The organism is Pseudanabaena minima str. Chao 2107, from assembly GCF_051131155.1.
GTDB lineage: Bacteria > Cyanobacteriota > Cyanobacteriia > Pseudanabaenales > Pseudanabaenaceae > Pseudanabaena > Pseudanabaena minima.
Genome location: NZ_CP159508.1, coordinates 2804524 through 2824276 on the forward strand (window position 1 = coordinate 2804524; position 19753 = coordinate 2824276).

A 19753-nucleotide genomic window follows, 5' to 3' on the forward strand; every position below is an offset into this window, starting at 1 on the left:
AATTGCTCTCCCTGCGATGTACTATGTTTTCCCTGCTGCCTCGGCTTTTGGATGATTTGATTATCAATATATTCACTAGCAGGTTTCGTTTCAGGCATCTGTAAAAAATCCTGTAGCGTCAGATCTGGCAGATTTACTTTTACTGTACTTTTCATTTTTGAGTACCATAAGTTACAAGAGAGATTGTGCTACGCACAATCTCTCTTGTTTATCTTTTGTAGAGGCGATCGCCTCAATCAAAGCTTTAGCTTCAACTGCTCCTTCTGATTTTTGGAATTGCCAAGGGTAGGGCATTTTCCCGCTTAAAATCATGCGAATACCGAGTGGGAAAATGCTGAGTAATCCTTTGATATCTCGGAAGTTATCGCCAACGACACGCACCCCAAATTTACTTTCATCGATCCAGCCATCTTCTTTGACTAGTTCTACCATCGTATGACGATGACGTTGAGCAGTGGATTCTGGTAGATCGGTATTAGTAAGAATTTCATGCTTGATTTGGGAAATCCGATCTAGGGGTTGCACTTCCACTGGACAGACTTCATTGCAGTTATAGCAGCGCGTGCAGTCCCAGACAAAACCTGATTCATTATATTTGGCGACTCTCTCCTCTGTCTGATCATCACGGTTGTCTGCCATGACCCGATATGCCTTTGCTAAAGCATGAGGTCCTACAAAGCGATCGCTTACAGCCGCAGCATTACATTCAGAATAGCAAGAACCACAGAGAATACAATTAGCAGCAGCTTGGAGTTTGGCGCGTTGGGCGGGAGTTTGCAGAAATTCTGTTTTACTGATTTGTCGTGATGCAGTGGAGACATAGGGATCGACTTTGTGAAGGTTATCCCAAAATTTAGTCATGTCTACGATTAAGTCTTTAATTACAGGCAGATTTTGCATTGGCTCAATTACCAGTACTGAATCATGCTCTCCCATCACTTCACTGATATGCTTCTGACAAGCTAAGCCCGATCGCCCATTAATTCGCATTGAGCAAGATCCACAAATAGCATTACGACAATTACGCCGAAAACTAACGGAGCCATCCTGTTCACTCTGAATCTTGATTAATGCATCTAATACTGTTGTGCGATCAGGGTCGGCTTCGATTTGAAAGGTTTGAAAGGTGGGTTCGCTAGTACGCGATGTTTGGCGGCGAAGCTTGACGGTAATATTCATGGGTGATATTGGCGATCGGGCTTTAGGCATCAAGTCTAACTTTAACTCAATGTTTGATTGATGGGTAAATGATTTACAGTGCCAAGCGCTGTAAATCATTTATCGGATGTATGTGGCGCAAAGTGCTGCATACATCCGATAAATCACAACACTATTTCAAGATTTGGTCATCCGTGGAGAAATCAATATCGGCGTGCTGACGATTGGAAGGAATATAGTCATACTCAAAAGATGTTTTCAAGCCAGACAAGAGATCGTACTTAGGATTCCAGTTTAGATCTTGCTGGGCTTTGGTGACGGTCGCAAAGAAATGCTGCAAGCGGAAGGGGAAAGCTTTCTTTTTGCCAAAGTCAAAATCTTTGGGATTGTAATAAACAAAGTTAAGTTGACTCGGATCTTTACCTGCGGCGATCGCGCATTGTTTGGCAAGTCCGATAAAAGTCACATAGCGGGTATCGGAAATATTGTATATTTCGCCGATCGCCTTTTGATTACCTAAGACTGCTGCCATTGCGGAAGCAAGATCTTCGACATGACCAAGTTGAGTAATAAACTTGCCATTAGCAGGGATGGGAATCGGGCGATCACGCACAATCCGATCAAAAAACCAAGCTTCTACATCGTTATAGTTTTGTGGCCCATATATATAAGTAGGACGAATGGAAGTATAGGGAAATCCCGATTCAGTACGCACCTTTTGTAAATATGCCTCAGTATCTAACTTGCCCTTATGTCGGCTTTTCGGATCAGTGGCATCGGCTTCGTGATAGGGCAGAATATCGCTATCGAGATATACACCAGCGGAACTCATGTACACAAAGTGCTGAAGGCGATCGCGAAAGATTTCCACAAGAGGCTGGGTGTCACTCAATTCCCGACCATTGTTATCAAAAATCGCATCAAATGATTCACCACCAAGCTTGTCTTGCAATTGCAGTGAATCAGTGCGATCGCCGATAATTGTTCGCAGTCCTGCAACGGGTGATGGCTTTTTACCACGATTAAATAGAGTTACTTCATGCCCTTGAGCCACCAATAATTTGACTAACGACACACCAATAAATCTTGTGCCGCCCATTACTAAAATTTTCATTTTTAACTAATTCTCATTACACTTACTAAACACAGAATATATCGTTTTGCGCTGTCCCTAGATCAATGGAGTTATAATAAAAACGATGTTTTCCTAACGCAGATGGGGCAAAAATTATGATTACCCAATATCAAATCCGTCTGTTTCGCAATGGACATAACCAAGCTCTGAATATTCCCCAAGCATTTGCTATGTCAAGTAATAACGTGATTATTCGCAAAGAAGCAGAAAGACTAATTATTGAACCATACAAGAAAAAATCTTTATTAGATTTATTACTGATGTTACGTGGAAGGAATTCTTGCGATGGCGTAAGTCTAGGGCTGGCACGGGGGCGCAGCCCCTACAAGATCTAAAATCTACAGGTAGGGGCAATCCCCCCGTGGTTGCCCTGTTACTCTAGCAGCAAGAGTTACAGCATCTGAGTGCCACGTAACATCAGTTATTACCAACACTTGAAGATAGTGAAGAAGAATTTCCCGATATTGATCAAGATTTACTTCCACTTGATGATATTCAATTTTAGTTATGACTTATTTTAAAAACCTCCATAGGGATAATATTAGTAATGATTTACTGCATCACTAGTTAAGTAGTAGGAATTATGCGGCGACTGATCGGGATTTTTGTTATTGGAATGTTGAGCTTTTTCCTTGCTACTGCAACAGGCGCTCAGAACTTTGTCCCCCCCACACAACTACACCTCACCTATCCACCGCTACAACATAAGACCACCAGCGATCGCCTGTTTTTTATTGGTACTGCTCCCAAGAATGGTAAGGTCAGTATTAATGGCAATCCTATAGAACGTACTGATGCTGGACATTTCGCTCCAAGTTTGCCGCTTACCCTTGGAGAAAACAAGTTTGAGATCAAGTATGTCGATGCAACAGGCGATCGCCTTAATGAACGCCAGATCAATGTCAAGGTCTTACGGGAGTCCCGCATCACCTTACCTCCCAAAGATATTGGTTTTATCCCAGAATCTCTATTTCCCACTGTCGATATTGCGCGGCAACCCAATGAAAGAATCTGCTTCGATGCGATCGCCACGCCCAACGCCACGGCTCTAGTAAGAATCGGCGAACGCGAAATCCCCTTATTACCCCGTCGTCGCAATATCCAATTACCGCCGAATTCTTCAGTATTGACAGGCAATAACGAAGCCACTAGCGAATCACCTTCAGGATATTTTCGCGGCTGCACTACCTTTGAAACTGCTAGTAAACTCGGTCAACCTGAGTATGAAATGCGGATCAAGGATCAATCTGGCGATCGCGTGGTCAAGCAAAAAGCTACAGGTAAAGTGGAGATTCTCTCTGCTCAAAATATTCAAGTTGCCGAAGTAACCGCGATCGCGGCGGATGCTAGAACTGGTGCAAGTACTGATTTCTCACGACTCACGCCTTTACCTAAAGGAGTCAAAGCTGTAGTCACAGGGTTTCAAGGCGATTGGCTAAGGCTTGACTATGGTGGCTGGGTGCGAAGGAGTATGGCGAAGCTCCAACCAGCCGAGACTCCACCCCCTTCAATTGTGAGAAGTATTAATACTAAACGAGTTGTCAATAAAGCTAATCAAAATGACAATCCTAATAATGTATGGACAGAAGTAACAATTCCGCTAGAAGTACCAGTCCCAATAGCCATTAACCAAGGCGATCGTGTATTGACGCTGACACTATATAATGTAACGGCTCAAACTGATACGATTTTGATCGATCCAGAATCGATTATTAATAAGTTGGACTGGGTACAAACTGACCCCAATAAAGTTACCTATACGATTAGTCTTAAACCCAAGCAGCAATGGGGATATAAAGTTCGCTATCAAGGTTCAAATCTGATTTTGTCCCTCAAACATCCACCGATTCTTATATCTAATACATCAGATAATTCTCAACCACTTCAAGGTGTGAAGATTCTGGTTGATGCAGGACATGGAAGCTCTGAAGACTTAGGAGCGCGAGGTCCAACAGGATATCCTGAAAAAGATGTCACACTGATCACATCAAAACTATTCCAAACTGAATTAAAAAATCGTGGCGCACAGGTGAGTATGACCCGCACTGATGATGCCGATGTACTGCTAGAGCCAAGGGTCGCCCAGATTGATCGTGAAGAACCAACGCTGGCAATTAGCATTCATTACAATGCCTTGCCTGATAATGGGGATGCAATTAATACGTCAGGGGTAGGAGCTTTTTGGTACAATCCCCAAGCTCAAGATTTTGCCAATTTTATTAATACCTATATTGCTAAAAAGCTGAATCGTCGTGATTATGGCGTTTATTGGAATAATCTTGCCCTAGTGCGCCCCACCACTGCTCCATCAGTACTTTTAGAATTAGGTTTTATGATCAATCCTGTCGAGTTTGAATGGATTATCGATCCTCAACAACAAAAACTACTTGCTAAGACCCTTGCCGATGGCGTTACCGAATGGATTCTGAATGCTGCTAAGTGATCCCAACCAATTTTGGTCTATCTTCCATTTTGGTGATCTGATCAATGCTTATATCCCACTGATGGTATGGACAGGTGTTGGGTTGCTAGCATCTAGATTTGCACCGATTAATACCTCCAAATTTATGGGGATAACTCTGTATTGGGTGGGAGTGCCATTGCAACTATTTGTCCTTGCCAGACATACTCAATTTTCAGATACTCCCTACATTCCCTATGTGGCGATCGCCACGCTGATTCTCAGTTGGTTATTGGCTCTAGTCGGTTGGCAGTTTGCAAAACATGAGCAAAGCGATCGCTCTAGTTTAGGGAGCTTTATTTTGGCGACGATGCTGGGCAACACAGGCTTTGTGGGCTTGACGCTGACAACTTCTCTGGCAAGTTCTACCTATGCGGATTGGGCAGTTTTATACAGTATCGCCAGTAATGTCGCTGGTAACTATGGAATTGCAGTTTTTATTGCCAGTTACTTTGGTAAAAGCGATGTGAAGCCACCTTGGTGGAAGTTATTGCTAGATGTCGTTACTGTGCCGAGTCTATGGGCTTTTGCGATTGGTTGGTATACGCGCCCCATCGGTTTACCTAATGCGATCGAGTCGAGTCTGGATATCGGAGTATGGGTGACGATCGCCTTTGCGCTGTCTCTAGTGGGATTACGATTAGGCAAAATCGAGAAGTGGGACAGTCTGAGACCTGCGGCGATCGCTGCTTTTTTGCGTGTGGGAATTGTACCTTTAGCGATCGGGTTGGGAGCGACAATGTTTGGACTGCGCCATGATCCGCGACTAATTCTTACTTTAATGTCGGGCACGCCTACGGGTTTGTCGGTGCTAATTCTTGCGGAAGTTTACAATCTTGATCGCGATTTACTAATTAGCACGATCGCCTTCTCTTTTATCGGACTAATCTTCATGCTGCCGATCTGGATCGTATTTTTTGGATAAAGAATTCAATTCTAAAAAGAGGCTATGTTTGATGGCGCGTCTTTGCCGCGCCATCAAACATAGCCTCTTTTTAAGGCTCAATGGGTAAGATTCAGTGACTACTGATTTGCTATCCCAGTCTGCAAAGTCTTGAGAACTAATGACATATCATTGTTCAAAATTGCGTTTACATTTAGCCACAAACCTAAGAACTCTTGGCTACGGATAATTCCTGATTGATCGGGTTCTATTCTATTATATTTGCCATTTTCGAGAATGAACCAATCAATTTGACGATCTAATGTTCGCCAGACGATGTATTCCTTTACGCCACTACGTTCGTATGTACGTTTTTTGCTGTGTAGATCGTAAGAAACTGTACTAGCAGCAATTTCAGCAATCAGTTCGGGTGCACCTGAAATATAACCATCATCATCGATTTTTGCCTTGCCATCAATACGGAAAAGTACAGCATCGGGTTGAGGTTCATTTTCATCATCGAGTCGAACTGTTGGCTTGATACCAACTTCAAGCCCATCGACCATTGATTGATAGGTAACTAGCCAGACAATGATTTGGCTATGGGGTTTACCATGAGAGGTAAAGAGTGGGAGAGAAGCAACGTGTACGATGCCTTCGATTAGTTCTGCTTTTTTGATATTAGATGCTGTATAACGCCGCTCAAATTCGTCTCGATTAAGGCGATCGCCATTTTCGAGAATGGTTAGTGGTGATGAAGAGTTGGCAATAACCATAGCTTTTAGAAGTTGTGCTTTTGGATATTTTAGCAGTCTTGTCTAAGGGTAGAGATTGAGATCTCCGACTTTTTTTGTGATTTTGAAGGTTAGTTGTGATACTAAAGAAAAAGTCGGAGATCTTGATTTTCGGCTATTCGTTCAGATCTCCGACTTTTTGGGTGATTTTGAAGGTTAGTTGTGATAGCAAAGAAAAAGTCGGAGATCTTGGCTATCTAGATAATCTACAATCTAGATATGCTAAGTCTTTCCACGAAACTCTATGCAAGAGAATTACTACCACGTTTATAATCGGGGGAACAATTACCAAGCAATATTTTTTGAAAGAGAGAATTATTTGCATTTCTTAAGGTTAATTCGTCAATATTTGGTTTCTCAAAACATCGTGGTTTTAGCCTACTGTCTAATGCCTAATCATTATCATTTTTTAGTTAAATGTGATAGAGATAACCTTTCAAAAGCAATGCAGATCGCTTCTCTTGCGTATACTAAAGGAATTAATAAGCGGTTTAATCGAGTTGGCGCTCTATTTCAAGGAAAGTATAAAGCTGCTTTAGTGGATTCTGATGAATATTTAGTTCATCTGGTGCGTTATATCCACCTTAATCCAGTTAAGGCAGGATTAGTCGAGAACGCTCAAGAATGGGAGTTTTCAAGCTATTGTGAATATGCAGGTGTAAGACGTGGCACTCTACCCCAATTAGAAATGATTCGCTCACTTTTTGATTCGGAGATGCAATATCAATCTTTTTTGGAAGGAGATACTCTGCCCCTTGTGCCTCAAGTTCAAGCGTTGATGCTAGACGAGTAGAGGTTTAAGAGTTCAGATCTCCGACTTTTTTTGTGATTTTATAGGTTGTCTGTGATAGCAAAGAAAAAGTCGGAGATCTTGGCTTTGGATAAAGGGTTAGATCTCCGACTTTTTTTGTGATTTTATAGGTTGTCTGAGATAGCAAAGAAAAAGTCGGAGATCTTGGCTGCTCATACGCTAAAATCTTGGAAAGATAAGGCGGTGAGGACTTGAGGGTGATAGAACTACAAGACGGGAAGTATAAGCTGGTTGTTACTCAAGAAAAACAGGGATTTGGTTGCACATGGATTGATTGTCAATAATAATAGCCAAGGTACTCCCATGAGCGAATACCTTGGCTATTATTATTTAATCCTCTTTACGATCGCCTCTTTTCTCATTACCATTTTTTCGTGGTGCGATCGCTTGAATTAGTTTTGTAGCAGCATCGATTGTTTGGGCGGTATGCTTTAGAAGCATGGTAATCGCTAAAACCCAAGCTAGTGGGTTGGTGGAGTCGATCGCGAAGTGAGGGAATTCAAGGTTTGAAGGTGTGGGCTGTGCGGGGTCGATGGTTTGGATCGCCTTGCATTCTTTATGGTTCATCATGGTGAGTTACCTCGTATTGGTTGATGAACCTAGTAAAAGATTTGGGGGAGAGGGGAAAGCAAGGGCAGTAATAACCCTCTAAAATGGTTTAATTTCGCAGGGATAAAGTAATTTAGGGTAGTAATCTTAATTTATCCCCCCGAAACTTTCCCCGAAACTTTTTATCCACTGCTGGATCTCCCTATGCCCAGTCCGTCAAAAAAATCTCATGGTCAAGATGTGCAAGCTAGGGTCAAAAGCCTATTAAAAGCACTTTTAGATTGCGTGGCAGGGGGGCAGGAGCTAGGACGGGGAGTGGAACTCAAATGGGCTTGGTCTGATGATGAGAAGGTGCTGACGATCGAGACAACGCTGCGATCGCTTGTGCTATTGAGTCAGCCAACGTTAAATGCGAATACACAAGAATTTAAACTAGCAAAGTCAAAGGCAGGTGAAGCCCTCAATGATTTGCGGGATTTCGTTGCAATTCTGGAAGATCATCGTGTTCAAAAGAAGGGATCGGATAAGTGGCGTTTTTCATTGCGGTTATGGGGAAAGGATGTCGATCTCAATCTGGCTGAGTTTGACAAGCTATGGGAGAGCAAGCGATCGCCTGCTTCTAAACCAAAGCCTGCGCCAGCAAGCCAACCAAAATCACCACTCAAAGCGGGTGCGCCATTCCCAAGGGTGCGGTTGCCAGAGAACTTTGTGGAGCGACCAGATGCCTTGAATGCAGTAAAGGCAAAACTCTTGGCGGTAGACGAGCGGACGTTGGTGGTTAGCGCGATCGCTGGTTTGGGAGGATTGGGTAAGTCGGTCTTAGCGGCGGCGTTGGTGCAGGATCTAGAGGTACAGGCGCGGTTTACCGATGGGATTTTGTGGGTGACTTTGGGGCAGAGTCCCGATCTACAGACCTTGTTGGGGGATTGGATCAGGGAGTTGGATAAGTCGCGAGAAGCTTTTAGCGCTAATACTTTAGAGTCAGCCTCGCGGTATTTAGACAGTCTGCTGGCGGAGCGGCAAATGTTGCTGGTGGTGGATGATGTCTGGAATGCTGCCCATGCGGAATGGTTTCGGGTTGGGGGTGAGGGCTGTCGGGTATTGGTGACAACGCGAGAGGCACAGATTGAGGGGGCGGACACTTACTCCTTAGCGTTGATGTCAGAACCAGAGGCGATCGCATTAGTGCGGCAAAAGTTAGGAAATAAGTGGCGATCGGCGCAGGAGGTGGAGGTCAAAGCCTTTGCCAAGTTATTGGGCTATTTGCCCTTGGCATTAGATTTAGCGACAAATCAGGTGCGCGATGGTTTGAGTTGGGAGGAGTTGCGATCGGAGTTTGAGGCAGAGCGGCGCTCTGTAGCATCGGGGATCGGGCGGCGATCGCGGGCGCTCAACCTGTTGGACTCTTCTGAAAAATGGGATAATTTGGATGAGAATGCCCAGCGTAAATATAGTTTGCAAGCTTGTTTTAATTTGAGCTTAAAGCGACTGAATCAAGAGCAATTGCAACAATTTGCTTGGTTGGGGGTGCTACCAGAGGATGTGAATCTCAATAGTCGCATGGCTGAGATGCTATGGGACTTAAATCCGTTGCAAGCAAAGAAGGTATTGATCATGCTCCGCAATCGCTCGTTTTTGACGGATGGGGTGACGACGATCACGGAGGAGCAGACCTATCGGGTACATGACCTCATGCATGATATGGCGCGTAGCCTGATCGAAGAGGGGATTCTTAGCGCTGAGCCTGTTCCGCCTTTAGAACTTGCCCATCGGCAATTTCTGGAACGCTATCGAGAACGCGCATCGAATCACCGTTGGGATGGGTTGCCTAATGATGGCTATATTCATCGTCATTTGACTTGGCATCTGGAACAGGCAAATTGGGGTGATGAACTCCATGCGCTAATGTCGATGAGTGATGCTAAAGGGCGAAATGCTTGGTTTGAGGCTTGCGATCGCCTTGGGCAACCTGCGATTTTTGTGGATGATGTGGCGCGGGGTTGGAAAATTGCGGAGCGTGGTTACGAAGGCGATCGGGCTGGGGCGATCGTCTTGCAATGTCGGTATGCGCTGATTACGGCTACGTTGAATAGTTTGGTGGAGAATTTGCCGATTGGTATGATGGCGGAGTTTGTTAAGCATGGCTTTTGGACGGTGGAGCAGGCTTGGGCTTATGTGGAGCAAATGCAGGATGAGTATAAAATCGCAGAAGCTATTCAAGTCTTAGCAACCTATCTGTCCAAGTCATTGCTTCAAGAAGCTTTGCAAGCAGCTAGGGAAATTAAGGATGAGTCCAGTCGGGCAAGGGTATTGAGCGAACTGGCTAAAGTAGATTCCGCTTACTTTGAGGAAGCTTTGCAAGCAGCTAGGGAAATTAAGGCTGAGCGCAGTCGGGCAAGGGTATTGAGCGAACTGGCTAAAATCGATTCCGCTTACTTTGAGGAAGCTTTGCAAGCAACTAGGAAAATTGAGAATGAATACATTCGGGCAAATGTATTGAGCGAACTGACTAAAATCGATTCCGCTTACTTTGAGGAAGCTTTGCAAGCAGTTAGGGAAATTAAGTCTGAAGAACATCGGACACAAGTATTGAGCAAACTGGCTAATATCAATTCTGCTTACTTTGACTTTGATATGCTATTGTCAGCAGCTGGGGAAATTAAGTCTGAGTACAGTCGGGCAAGAGTATTGCTTTTACTGGCTAGAATCGATTCCGCTTATTTTGAGGAGGCTTTGCAAGCAACTAGGAAAATTGAGAATGAATACATTCGGGCAGATGTATTGCTTTCACTGGCTAGAATCGATTCTGCTTATTGTGAGGAGGCTTTGCAAACAGCTAGGGAACTTGAGTCTGAGTACAGTCGGGCAGATGTATTGAGCGAGCTGGCTAGAATTGATTCCGCTTACTTTGAGGAGGCTTTGCAAGTAGCTAGGGAAATTAAGGATAAGGACAGACGGCAAAAGGTATTGAGTAAACTGGCTAATATCGATGCCACTTACTTTGAGGAGGCTTTGCAAGTAGCTAGGGAAATTGATTTTGAATACAGTCGGGCATCGGTATTGAGCGAACTGGCTAAAATCGATTCTGCTTACTTTGATTTACTTTTGGAAGCAGCTAGGGAAATTAAGGATGAGGAAATTCTGGCAAATGTATTGCTTTCACTGGCTAAGATCGATTCTGCTTACTTTGAGGAGGCTTTGCAAGCAGCTAGAGAAATTGAGTCTGAATATATTCGGGTAATGGTATTGAGCGAACTAGCTAAGATCGATTCCGCTTACTTTGAGGAGGCTTTGCAAGCAACTAGGGAAATTGAGTCTGAATACATTCGGGCAGAGATATTGATCGAACTGGCTAAAATAGATTCCGCTTCCTTTGATTTGCTTTTGGAAGCAGCTAGAGAAATCAAGGATGAGGACAGTCGGGCATCGGTATTGAGTGAACTGGCTAAAATCGATTCTGCTTACTTTGAGGAGGCTTTGCAAGTAGCTAGGAAAATTGAGATTGAATACAGTCGGGTAAGAGTATTGAGCGCACTAGCTAAAATAGATTCCGCTTCCTTTGATTTGCTTTTGGAAGCAGCTAGGGATATTAAGAATGTTGATAGTCGGGCAGAGGTATTGAGCGCACTAGCTAAAATCGATTCTGCTTACTTTGAGGAGGCTTTGCAAGCAGCTAAGGAAATTGAGTCTGAATACATTCGAGTAAGAGTATTGAGCGAACTGGCTAAAATCGATTCCGCTTACTTTGATTTGCTTTTGAAAGTAGCTAGGGATATTAAGAATGTTGATAGTCGGGCAGAGGTATTGAGCACACTAGCTAAAATCGATTCCGCTTACTTTGAGGAGGCTTTGCAAGCAGCTAGGGAAATTAAGGATAATAACAGTCAGCCAAGAGTATTAAGCGCGCTAGCTAAAATCGATTCCGCTTTCTTTAATGCGACTTTGCAAGCAGCTAGAAAAATTGAGCCTGAATATGTTCGGGCAGAGGCATTGAGCGAACTGGCTAAAATCGATTCCGCTTTCTTTGATTTGCTTTTAGAAGCAGCTAGAGAAATTAAGTATGAGGAAAGTCAAGCATCGGTATTAATTGTAATGGCTAAGCAATCTCCTCAACACTTTCTCTCTAACATCTATGAGGCAATCCTTACAATTGTTCACAACCCCAGTCGCGCCGAAGCCATTAGCGGTTATATCACTCGCCTATCTCTCGCGACCCTACCTTACTCTGAGTGGCAAACTCACCTCCATATCCTCGCTCATCGCAAACGTTCAGACTTGATGCAAGATCTTGTTACCCTCTATTCCGCGATCCTTCACCTCGGTGGCACAGCAGCAGTACGTGGAGTCATCGATACCATGAGGCAAGTCTGTAGCCAGTGGAAATAAACATTGCCAATCATTGAAGCCGCAGAGAATACCGCAGCTCCCACAGTTCAAAATCCTTTACCCGATTTTGATTCAGCAAAGTCTTTTCGTAAGTTTTGTTCTCGATTTGGTGAATTAACACACTTTTTGTCCAGCCCAAAATTTATGTCATGCGAATGTAAAACGCTCTCTGCAAATCGTCTTTACACTTCTCCAAGATCGCCAGATTATGAGTCCAGCCAATTTCTGCCACCAATGGTGTCAGTTTTTCATTCTAACCAACTTTAAAGCCTCATACTGAATCGTATCTGTAACTTCCACTGCCCTCATAGATGATCTCGCTGTAATGAGAATATGCTTTAAAGCCACCAACCAGTCCAATCCCTAAAGTTTTTCCAAAAATCATCGCCCAATTTCCAAGCCAGCAATCCGCAAATAATGCCACCGATCAAAAATCCTGACAAAAATGAGCCGTTAAAAAGGCTTAAATTCCCAAAACCACCAGCAAGACCACCAATCAGAAATCCGCAGCCAAATCGAACCATAAATGTCTGCATGTCAAAGCGTTTTGGTGAAGTCATAAAGCATATTTCTATAAATTCGTGAAGAGTATACTAAGTTATCTTGCACCTAGTCACTTAACTTTTTCTGGTTTATCTTGCTATATGATCGATGATGTCAGTCATATAGCAAATATGGCGATCGCATCTCACCATTTCACAGCAAGCATGAAGTATCAAGCCCGTATATTTGTTACCCTACGTCCCTCAGTTCTCGATCCCGCAGGTACTGCTGTCCAGTCTGCACTCAAACAAATGGACTACCACGTTGACTCAGTCCGCATTGGCAAATATGTCGAAATCGTCCTAGATGCAGCAGACGAAGCCGAAGCATCTCAAAAGCTAAATGAAACATGCGATAAGCTTTTGGCAAACCCAGTAATTGAAAATTATCGCTTTGAGCTAACAGTCATTGAGGAGTCAAAAGCATGAAATTTGGCATCCTTGTCTTCCCTGGTTCCAACTGCGATCGCGATGTCGCTAGTGTTACCAGTGGTATTTTGAAACAGCCCACAAGACTAATTTGGCATACAGATACCGATATTAGTGATTGTGACGTGATCGTTGTCCCTGGGGGATTTAGCTATGGTGATTATTTGCGCTGTGGGGCGATCGCCAGATTTGCACCCGTGATGCGATCGCTACAGGAACATGCAGCAAAAGGTAAATATATACTCGGTATCTGTAACGGGTTTCAGATTTTAACCGAATCTGGATTATTGCAAGGCGCTTTAGTTCGCAATCGAGATTTGCATTTTATTTGCGATCGCGCCCCTCTAAGAGTTGAGCGCAACGATTTAGCCTTCACTCAGAAATATCAAAAGCAGCAAGTTATTACCTTACCAATTGCTCATGGGGAAGGATGTTATTTTGCTGATGCTGATATCCTCAAAGAACTTGAAGACAACAATCAGGTTGTTTTCCGTTACTGTGATGCGATCGGTAATATTACTGACGACGCAAATCCCAATGGTTCACTAGACAATATTGCAGGGATTTGCAACAAACAAGGTAATGTAATTGGGATGATGCCCCATCCAGAACGTGCTGCCGAAAGCATTCTGGGCGGTACGGATGGTAAGGCTCTATTTGAAGGATTAGTTGAGAGTTTATTAGTCAATGCCTAGCCTTTATCTAATTCGGCATGGCATTGCCGAAGAGCGCGGAAATTACGAAGATGATCGGCAACGTCCTCTCACTGAAGAGGGGCGCAAAAAAACTAAGCAGGTTGCCAAACGTCTTTATGACTTAGGATTGCGTTTTGACCTGTTGCAAACTAGTCCTTTAGTTCGCGCTCAACAGACCTCTGATATCTTTGCTAATGTTTTTGAAGGATGTCCTGTACAACAGTTATCTGAACTTGCGCCTGAAGGAAGTTTTGAAGATTGGCTCAAACGGGTAGCAGCTTGGCTCGCCCAGCATCCACAACCTGCTAGATCTTCTTTGGGAATTATTGGGCATGAGCCTGATCTCACTACTTGGGCAGAAATGTTGATCTGGGGAGAATCTAAGGGTGCATTAGTTTTAAAAAAAGCTGGAATTATTGGGTTAGTGCTACCTGAAACGCAACCTTGGAAAAGTAATGGAGTTCTATTTCTATCCATTCCACCCAAGTTGCTAATTTAACATGACCAATTGCGTCGTGCTTTGCACGACGCAATTGGCTATATCGAAATGACGTTAATTTACTGATGTTCCGTAGAACTCAGATGATGAATCTTTTGCTGCGAGTATGACAGGGCAACCACGGGGGGATTGCTCCTACCCCAATAATTTGATTTTGTAGGGGCTACGCCCCCGTGCCAGCCCTAAACTTAGATGATTGCAGGAATTCTATCCACGTAACATCAGTAATTTAATAGATTGGGTAGAGCATATAGGTTCTCATTTTGCCTAAGGCAAAATGAGAACCTATATGCTCAGGAAACAATTCCTTTTTGATAGATTTCCGTCAGTTCCCGCAAAAAGTTAAGACTCTGTCTACCAGTCATCGAGATGGGGGAAAAGGTATCTGTACTCGAATATTTTAAAATAATATCGCGGACTTCTGCTTGAGTGCCTAGCTGGACAACTTTCATTGACCAAAGTGCGAAATCTCGATGTTCAATTTCGGAGAAATCAATCAATTCAGCATTGACATGACGCTTATCTAGGAGAATGCGATTATAGGTTTGGCTAATTACGCGGCGACTGCCCTCTAACACCTGCAAAAACATTGAATCACCGAAACTCAACATTCCTGTAATCCCAACTTTTTTATTGTTGCGCTCAGACTTCTCCAAAATCTCCACTAGGTCGGGATATTCAAGTCCTGCAACAGCCTGACTAACATAGATTAAGCGATAGAGAGCCATAAGTTAATTGCTTGCCATAAGGTATAAGTAGATGGGCGCAATTAAATCCAAAATCTAAAAACCTGTGATACCCATGCAGCATGCGCCACAGGTTTTTGCTATGGTTGTTAATTATGCCTAGCTACCTATCTATAAGATTACCAAAAATCAGCACATACTGATTTATAGAACCCATTTGGCATCTTAGGAAGCGTTAGCAAGACGCTGAAGCATAAGCCTAATAAAGCAAAGGTGGCACTGGTCAGTAAAGGAGTGAGGGTTAAAATAAAGAGGTAGAGGCAAGGAGTAAATCATGAAATGTCCCCACTGCCAAAGCGAAAAGGTAGTCAAGAATGGCAAAGATTACCACCAAGACGGCAAAGCGATCCAGAATTACTTATGCAAAGGATGTGGCAAGCGATTCAACGAACAGACAGGAACAGCGATGTCAAGGCTAAGAACCCCAGCAAGTATCGTGTCCTATGCGCTGAAAATGAGGACAGAGGGGATGGGAATCAGAGCAAGTGGGAGAGTGCTAGAGAAATCGCACACCAGCATCATGAGATGGGAGCAAAAACTGGCAAATCAAGCACAGCAATGGAGTCCAGAAGCCCCAGATGGAGGAGATGTCACCATCGAAGGCGATGAAGTTTATACTCGCGTAGGCGAGAACCATTCGACTGGCGCTCACGGCAAGCCTTTCCCCCAAGTGAGTCAAAAGGCTGGACAGTGACATTCATTGAGCGTAAGAGTCGCTGCTATATCATCGACCGATTTCTTTGCTGGAGTTGCTGTCATTACGCGGCTTTACTTCCCTCACGCCTTAACTGACCAGTGCCTAATATTTAGCAAGCTAAGTTTTGGGTTGGTTACAAGGTGAGAACGTAAAATGAATTATCTATTAGTTCAACTTTATAGGAGATTTTAGAATTTGGAGCATGGGATAGAGTTCATGGCGCGATCGCCTAACCTCAGCTTTTTTGTGGAACAATAGCATATGTGTTGATATACCCACATCAAGCTACATAACATGCCACAAACTAAAATCTACGGAAATGCTGATTTCATTCAGCAAAATCGTGAAGCCCTATCAACTACTATTCACTCTTGCGTTGTTGATGCCCTAAATTATCCACCTGAAAAGAAGTTTCAGAGATTCTTTCCATTGCAAGCTGAAGACTTTGAATATCCAAGAGATCGCTCAGACAAATATATCATCATCGAGATCCTGCTGTTTGCGGGTCGAACTGTAGAAGCAAAGAAAAATCTCTATCGGTTATTATTTGAGCGTCTAAAGGAAAAATTAGATATTTCTTCTTTAGATATTGAAATTATTTTGATTGAGACTCCAAGCCATAATTGGGGAATCCGTGGAGTTGCGGGTGATGAATTGAATTTAAACTACAAGGTGAATGTATAGGATATGAGTGAACTTGACCTCAATTTTCGCTTAGCACAATTTATTGATATTGATCCGTTAATGGAACTTGTACAAGCGTTCTATCAATTTGAGAAAATAACTTTTGATGATGGAGTTGTCAAAGCATTTACGGCTCTACTTAGTGATGAACAATTTGGCGTAATTTGGTTGATGTGCGATCGCGATCGCCCGATTGGCTATGTGGCGCTAACTTTCTTTTTTAGTATGGAATATCATGGACGCTGTGGACTAGTCGATGAGCTATATATCCGTGAAGACTATCGTGGTAAAGGGCTTGGTAAGCAAGCATTTGTCGTGATTGAAGATTATTTAAAAAGCCAAAGGATGCGATCGCTGTCTCTAGTTGTCGATCACTGGAACGAGCCAGCCGAAGCGCTCTATACCAAACTAGGATTTCGCCGCGAGCAGCGTCACTTGATGGTCAAGCATATCAATCCCAACCTATAATCCATTGCCAATGACCACAAAAGCTGACCAAAAATAAGGATGGTTATAATTTATTTCGCCTTGTTTGATTGGTTTACGAATCATACTTAATTGGGCTTCTCTCAAAGCTGTGGATGGAGCGATATTGCCTTTTTGCAAGTTTTTATAAAAGTCTTGCATCAATAACTGTGTGCCGCCATCTTCTACTGACCAGAGGGATGCGATCGAGGCTTTTGCTCCTGCAAGTTGGACTTGATAGCCAAAGCCTAAAATTTCTGCACCTGAGCCTAAAGTTTTGCCAATTCCTGTTTGACAAGCACTGAGGACTACTAGTGCGGTATCTTTTAGCGGTAATTCGCTAATCTCTGCGAGGGTGATTTTGCTGCCATCGCCAAACATCACATAGGAATCCCGTGGGCTTTGTGAGCTAAATTCGGCATGGGTAGCGAAATGAACAACCGTATTTCCAGCGACTTTTTCTTTGGTGGTTTTGGCGGTGAAGTTCTGCTCGATGTATTTGTTGGTGTTTGGGAAAGTGGCAGTAATATACTCAACTTCAGGGATTGAGGCGGGAAGGGAGGTTTGTCCGAATTTTCTTTCTCCTGCTTTGCCTCCAAATGCGCCTGCATAGATACGGAGGTTGGTGAGTGAGTTGTGGTTGCTGTCAAATAGGCTATAGGCAATTAAGTTGTTGATGCGGTATTTCTCGACTAAATATTGTTTGCCGTCATAGAGTGAGGCAATGGGAATATAGCGCAAGAAGCTATCAGGGGCATAGAGGATCGTGTCAGCGTTGGCTTGTTTGAGTTCTGCTTCAATCGGTTTAATCAGCAGATCATAGAGATTTTTACTAGAAACCATTGCATCTTCAGATTGCCAATTTATCAGGTCAGCACGAAAGTCAATGATCAGGGTTTCGAGGTCTGCTTTTTTGATGGGAATCGTATAGTTAGCAGGAATTGAACCACTAGAAAAGACAATCAGTTCAAGTCGGTCATCAAGTATCAGGGGATAGATTAAAACGGCTCCTTTGGGGATGTTTTGCAGGTATGCAGGAACTTTGTTGATTTCAGATTTGGGGAGTTGCTTAAGTTGACTGGCAAGTTGACTATTTAGTTCAGGAATCTTTTCTATATTGGGGTTCGATAGCTGGCTGCTGATTGCTTTTTCTGGTTCTAAAAGTCGGACACCTTGAGCAGTGATATCATTACCTTTAATATTTTTGAGATATTCTTCGAGTTCTTGGATTTTGAGAAGATCGAGGACTTGTAGGGCTTCAGTGACTCGTCCTTGTTTGAGTAGGCGATCGGTGAGGGTACGATAGGTACTAGAAACGGTGCGGGTAAAAGATTGCTGTTCTTCTCTGCTAAGTTTTTTTAAGTCTTTACGAATTGATTCGCTCACTTTAACAGATTCTTTGAAGAAAAGAATCGCCATCTCAGTTTGTGATTGAGCGTCCATGGTAAAGCCAATGTTGTTGAGAGTTGTTCTTTCACCAGCGAGATCGCCAACTTCTTTGCTGATTGCCAGTGCTTGTTGGTAATACTCTAGAGCTTTTGGATATTGTCCGAGGCTGCTATAAACCGCGCCAATATTGTTGAGGGTTACACCTTCACCAGCGAGATCGCCAATTTCTTTGCTGATTGCCAGTGATTGTTGGTAATATTCTAGGGCTTTTGGATATTGTCCTAGGCTGTGATAAACCAATCCGATATTGTTGAGGGATTTTCCTTTCCCAGCGCGATCGCCAACTTCTTTGATGATCGCCAGTGCTTGTTGGTAATATTCTAGGGCTTTTGGATATTGTCCGAGGCTGTGATAGACAAAGCCGATATTGTTGAGGGATTGTCCTTCACCAGCGTGATCGCCAATTTCTTTTCTAATCGCCAGTGATTGTTGGTAATATTCTAGGGCTTTTGGATATTGTCCAAGGCTTTGATAAACCAATCCGATATTGTTGAGGATCGCTCCTTCACCAGCGCGATCGCCAATTTCTTTTCTAATCGCCAGTGATTGTTGGTAATATTCTAGGGCTTTTGGATATTGTCCAAGGCTTTGATAAACCAATCCGATATTGTTGAGGGTTGCTCCTTCACCAGCACGATCACCAATTTCTTTTCTAATCGCCAGTGCTTGTTGGTAATACTCTAGAGCTTTTGGATATTGTCCAAGGCTTTGATAAACCCCTCCAATATTGTTGAGAGTTCTTCCTTCACCAGCGCGATCGCCAACTTCTTTGCTGATTGGCAATGTTTGTTGGTAATACTCTAGGGCTTTTGGGTATTGTCCGAGGCTGTGATAGACAAAGCCGATATTGTTGAGGGTTACTCCTTCGCCAGCGCGATCGCCAACTTCTTTTCTAATCGCCAATGCTTGTTGGTAATACTCTAGGGCTTTGGGATATTGTCCAAGGCTATCATAAACCGATCCGATATTGTTGAGGGTTGTTCCTTCACCAGCGCGATCGCCAATTTCTTTTCTGATCGCCAGTGCTTGTTGGTAATATTCTAGGGCTTTTGGATATTGTCCGAGGCTTTCATAAATCAAGCCGATATTGTTAAGGGCTGATCCTTCTCCCTGACGCATTTTAATTTCTCTAGTAATAGTAAGAACTTTCTGAAAAGTTGCTAAGGCTTCTTTTAGTTGACCTTTGCTATATTGCTGTGTACCTAGTTGATTTAACTTAAGCGCTTCAGTCCTACGATCTGTCGCCACCTGCGCCCAGCCAAACTCACTCACTATCAACTGCACAGGCAAACCAACCAACAAAATCCCTAACCCAACCAAACCAACAAACTTACGCATAGCTCTTTGAAGGAAAAAGGAGAAAGGAAAAA

The 19753-nt window shown here is 43.4% G+C and carries 17 protein-coding genes and 3 pseudogenes; 11 read left to right on the forward strand and 9 right to left on the reverse strand.

Going from position 1 to position 19753, the window contains the following annotated elements:
* Nucleotides 1-5 precede the first annotated feature (5 nt).
* The 3 genes and pseudogenes from ABM313_RS12770 to ABM313_RS12780 form a co-directional block, all read right to left on the reverse strand.
* Nucleotides 6-155: pseudogene (locus ABM313_RS12770) on the reverse strand (Uma2 family endonuclease); the annotation flags it as partial.
* 16 nt (nt 156-171) lie between these two features.
* Nucleotides 172-1179: a succinate dehydrogenase/fumarate reductase iron-sulfur subunit gene (locus ABM313_RS12775; RefSeq protein WP_434688466.1), complete on the reverse strand. Its 1008-nt coding sequence runs from the start codon at nt 1177-1179 to the stop codon at nt 172-174.
* A gap of 151 nt (nt 1180-1330) precedes the next feature.
* Entirely contained in the window at nt 1331-2272 is a 942-nt protein-coding gene (locus ABM313_RS12780; protein ID WP_434683580.1) for an NAD-dependent epimerase/dehydratase family protein, read from the reverse strand.
* Nucleotides 2273-2388: 116 nt separating this feature from the next.
* Between ABM313_RS12780 and ABM313_RS12785 the strand changes: the two genes are divergently transcribed.
* The 3 genes from ABM313_RS12785 to ABM313_RS12795 all read left to right on the forward strand — a co-directional run bounded on the left by ABM313_RS12785 (nt 2389) and on the right by ABM313_RS12795 (nt 5679).
* Nucleotides 2389-2628: an antitoxin gene (locus ABM313_RS12785; protein ID WP_434683581.1), complete on the forward strand. Its 240-nt coding sequence runs from the start codon at nt 2389-2391 to the stop codon at nt 2626-2628.
* 248 nt (nt 2629-2876) lie between these two features.
* On the forward strand, nt 2877-4736 hold the full coding sequence (locus ABM313_RS12790; RefSeq protein WP_434683582.1) for an N-acetylmuramoyl-L-alanine amidase: 1860 nt from the start codon (nt 2877-2879) through the stop codon (nt 4734-4736).
* Nucleotides 4723-5679, forward strand: coding sequence for an AEC family transporter (locus ABM313_RS12795; RefSeq protein ID WP_434683583.1), 957 nt, complete (start codon nt 4723-4725; stop codon nt 5677-5679). Before ABM313_RS12790 ends, ABM313_RS12795 begins: the two co-directional genes overlap by 14 nt.
* Before the next feature lie 98 nt (nt 5680-5777).
* On the opposite strand, the gene ABM313_RS12800 is transcribed toward ABM313_RS12795, so the two are convergent.
* Nucleotides 5778-6413: a Uma2 family endonuclease gene (locus tag ABM313_RS12800; RefSeq protein WP_434683584.1), complete on the reverse strand. Its 636-nt coding sequence runs from the start codon at nt 6411-6413 to the stop codon at nt 5778-5780.
* A gap of 262 nt (nt 6414-6675) precedes the next feature.
* Here ABM313_RS12800 and ABM313_RS12805 point away from each other — a divergent pair, with 262 nt between their 5' ends.
* On the forward strand, nt 6676-7224 hold the full coding sequence (locus ABM313_RS12805; protein WP_434683585.1) for a transposase: 549 nt from the start codon (nt 6676-6678) through the stop codon (nt 7222-7224).
* Between the two features lie 348 nt (nt 7225-7572).
* Here ABM313_RS12805 and ABM313_RS12810 read toward each other — a convergent pair whose 3' ends face one another.
* Nucleotides 7573-7812 (reverse strand): hypothetical protein, encoded by a 240-nt coding sequence (locus ABM313_RS12810; RefSeq protein ID WP_434683586.1) that lies wholly within the window; start codon nt 7810-7812, stop codon nt 7573-7575.
* Between the two features lie 183 nt (nt 7813-7995).
* On the opposite strand from ABM313_RS12810, the gene ABM313_RS12815 reads away from it, so the two are divergent.
* The gene (locus ABM313_RS12815; protein ID WP_434683587.1) at nt 7996-12177 is read left to right on the forward strand and encodes an NB-ARC domain-containing protein; all 4182 of its coding nucleotides are present in this window, start codon (nt 7996-7998) and stop codon (nt 12175-12177) included.
* A 16-nt stretch (nt 12178-12193) separates the two neighbouring features.
* Here the strand turns inward: ABM313_RS12815 and ABM313_RS12820 are convergent.
* Nucleotides 12194-12430, reverse strand: a pseudogene (locus ABM313_RS12820) (DUF1016 N-terminal domain-containing protein); the annotation flags it as partial.
* An 85-nt stretch (nt 12431-12515) separates the two neighbouring features.
* A complete protein-coding gene (locus tag ABM313_RS12825) occupies nt 12516-12737 on the reverse strand; it encodes a hypothetical protein (RefSeq protein WP_434683588.1) in 222 nt (73 codons plus the stop codon).
* Between the two features lie 147 nt (nt 12738-12884).
* Between ABM313_RS12825 and purS the strand changes: the two genes are divergently transcribed.
* The 3 genes from purS to sixA are packed head-to-tail and all read left to right on the forward strand — an operon-like array spanning nt 12885 to nt 14342.
* The gene (purS, locus tag ABM313_RS12830) at nt 12885-13148 is read left to right on the forward strand and encodes a phosphoribosylformylglycinamidine synthase subunit PurS (protein WP_434688467.1); all 264 of its coding nucleotides are present in this window, start codon (nt 12885-12887) and stop codon (nt 13146-13148) included.
* Nucleotides 13145-13843 carry a phosphoribosylformylglycinamidine synthase subunit PurQ gene (gene purQ, locus ABM313_RS12835; protein WP_434683589.1) on the forward strand — a complete coding sequence of 233 codons (699 nt, stop codon included), beginning with the start codon at nt 13145-13147 and terminating at the stop codon, nt 13841-13843. The genes purS and purQ overlap by 4 nt, the downstream gene beginning before the upstream one ends.
* Nucleotides 13836-14342, forward strand: a complete 507-nt coding sequence (sixA, locus tag ABM313_RS12840; RefSeq protein ID WP_434683590.1) for a phosphohistidine phosphatase SixA — start codon at nt 13836-13838, stop codon at nt 14340-14342. Before purQ ends, sixA begins: the two co-directional genes overlap by 8 nt.
* Before the next feature lie 293 nt (nt 14343-14635).
* On the opposite strand, the gene ABM313_RS12845 is transcribed toward sixA, so the two are convergent.
* The gene (locus ABM313_RS12845; protein WP_190578885.1) at nt 14636-15070 is read right to left on the reverse strand and encodes a BLUF domain-containing protein; all 435 of its coding nucleotides are present in this window, start codon (nt 15068-15070) and stop codon (nt 14636-14638) included.
* A gap of 292 nt (nt 15071-15362) precedes the next feature.
* On the opposite strand from ABM313_RS12845, the pseudogene ABM313_RS12850 reads away from it, so the two are divergent.
* From ABM313_RS12850 to ABM313_RS12860, 3 genes and pseudogenes are all read left to right on the forward strand, one after another.
* A pseudogene (locus tag ABM313_RS12850) lies at nt 15363-15814 on the forward strand (transposase); the annotation flags it as partial.
* Nucleotides 15815-16079: 265 nt separating this feature from the next.
* A complete protein-coding gene (locus tag ABM313_RS12855; RefSeq protein WP_434683591.1) occupies nt 16080-16469 on the forward strand; it encodes a tautomerase family protein in 390 nt (129 codons plus the stop codon).
* A gap of 3 nt (nt 16470-16472) precedes the next feature.
* Nucleotides 16473-16937 carry a GNAT family N-acetyltransferase gene (locus tag ABM313_RS12860; RefSeq protein ID WP_434683592.1) on the forward strand — a complete coding sequence of 155 codons (465 nt, stop codon included), beginning with the start codon at nt 16473-16475 and terminating at the stop codon, nt 16935-16937.
* Here ABM313_RS12860 and ABM313_RS12865 read toward each other — a convergent pair.
* Nucleotides 16932-19721 carry a CHAT domain-containing protein gene (locus ABM313_RS12865; RefSeq protein WP_434683594.1) on the reverse strand — a complete coding sequence of 930 codons (2790 nt, stop codon included), beginning with the start codon at nt 19719-19721 and terminating at the stop codon, nt 16932-16934. The genes ABM313_RS12860 and ABM313_RS12865 overlap by 6 nt on opposite strands.
* Nucleotides 19722-19753: the final 32 nt, after the last annotated feature.

What these genes read in the sequence shown, in the direction of transcription:
- ABM313_RS12805 (WP_434683585.1), top strand. Translation starts at nt 6,676, where the DNA reads ATGCAAGAGAATTACTACCACGTTTATAATCGGGGGAACAATTACCAA.
- purS (WP_434688467.1), top strand. Translation starts at nt 12,885, where the DNA reads ATGAAGTATCAAGCCCGTATATTTGTTACCCTACGTCCCTCAGTTCTC.
- purQ (WP_434683589.1), top strand. Translation starts at nt 13,145, where the DNA reads ATGAAATTTGGCATCCTTGTCTTCCCTGGTTCCAACTGCGATCGCGAT.
- ABM313_RS12785 (WP_434683581.1), top strand. Translation starts at nt 2,389, where the DNA reads ATGATTACCCAATATCAAATCCGTCTGTTTCGCAATGGACATAACCAA.
- sixA (WP_434683590.1), top strand. Translation starts at nt 13,836, where the DNA reads ATGCCTAGCCTTTATCTAATTCGGCATGGCATTGCCGAAGAGCGCGGA.
- ABM313_RS12855 (WP_434683591.1), top strand. Translation starts at nt 16,080, where the DNA reads ATGCCACAAACTAAAATCTACGGAAATGCTGATTTCATTCAGCAAAAT.
- ABM313_RS12780 (WP_434683580.1), bottom strand. Translation starts at nt 2,272, where the DNA reads ATGAAAATTTTAGTAATGGGCGGCACAAGATTTATTGGTGTGTCGTTA.
- ABM313_RS12825 (WP_434683588.1), bottom strand. Translation starts at nt 12,737, where the DNA reads ATGACTTCACCAAAACGCTTTGACATGCAGACATTTATGGTTCGATTT.
- ABM313_RS12795 (WP_434683583.1), top strand. Translation starts at nt 4,723, where the DNA reads ATGCTGCTAAGTGATCCCAACCAATTTTGGTCTATCTTCCATTTTGGT.
- ABM313_RS12815 (WP_434683587.1), top strand. Translation starts at nt 7,996, where the DNA reads ATGCCCAGTCCGTCAAAAAAATCTCATGGTCAAGATGTGCAAGCTAGG.
- ABM313_RS12860 (WP_434683592.1), top strand. Translation starts at nt 16,473, where the DNA reads ATGAGTGAACTTGACCTCAATTTTCGCTTAGCACAATTTATTGATATT.
- ABM313_RS12800 (WP_434683584.1), bottom strand. Translation starts at nt 6,413, where the DNA reads ATGGTTATTGCCAACTCTTCATCACCACTAACCATTCTCGAAAATGGC.
- ABM313_RS12790 (WP_434683582.1), top strand. Translation starts at nt 2,877, where the DNA reads ATGCGGCGACTGATCGGGATTTTTGTTATTGGAATGTTGAGCTTTTTC.
- ABM313_RS12810 (WP_434683586.1), bottom strand. Translation starts at nt 7,812, where the DNA reads ATGATGAACCATAAAGAATGCAAGGCGATCCAAACCATCGACCCCGCA.
- ABM313_RS12865 (WP_434683594.1), bottom strand. Translation starts at nt 19,721, where the DNA reads ATGCGTAAGTTTGTTGGTTTGGTTGGGTTAGGGATTTTGTTGGTTGGT.
- ABM313_RS12775 (WP_434688466.1), bottom strand. Translation starts at nt 1,179, where the DNA reads ATGAATATTACCGTCAAGCTTCGCCGCCAAACATCGCGTACTAGCGAA.
- ABM313_RS12845 (WP_190578885.1), bottom strand. Translation starts at nt 15,070, where the DNA reads ATGGCTCTCTATCGCTTAATCTATGTTAGTCAGGCTGTTGCAGGACTT.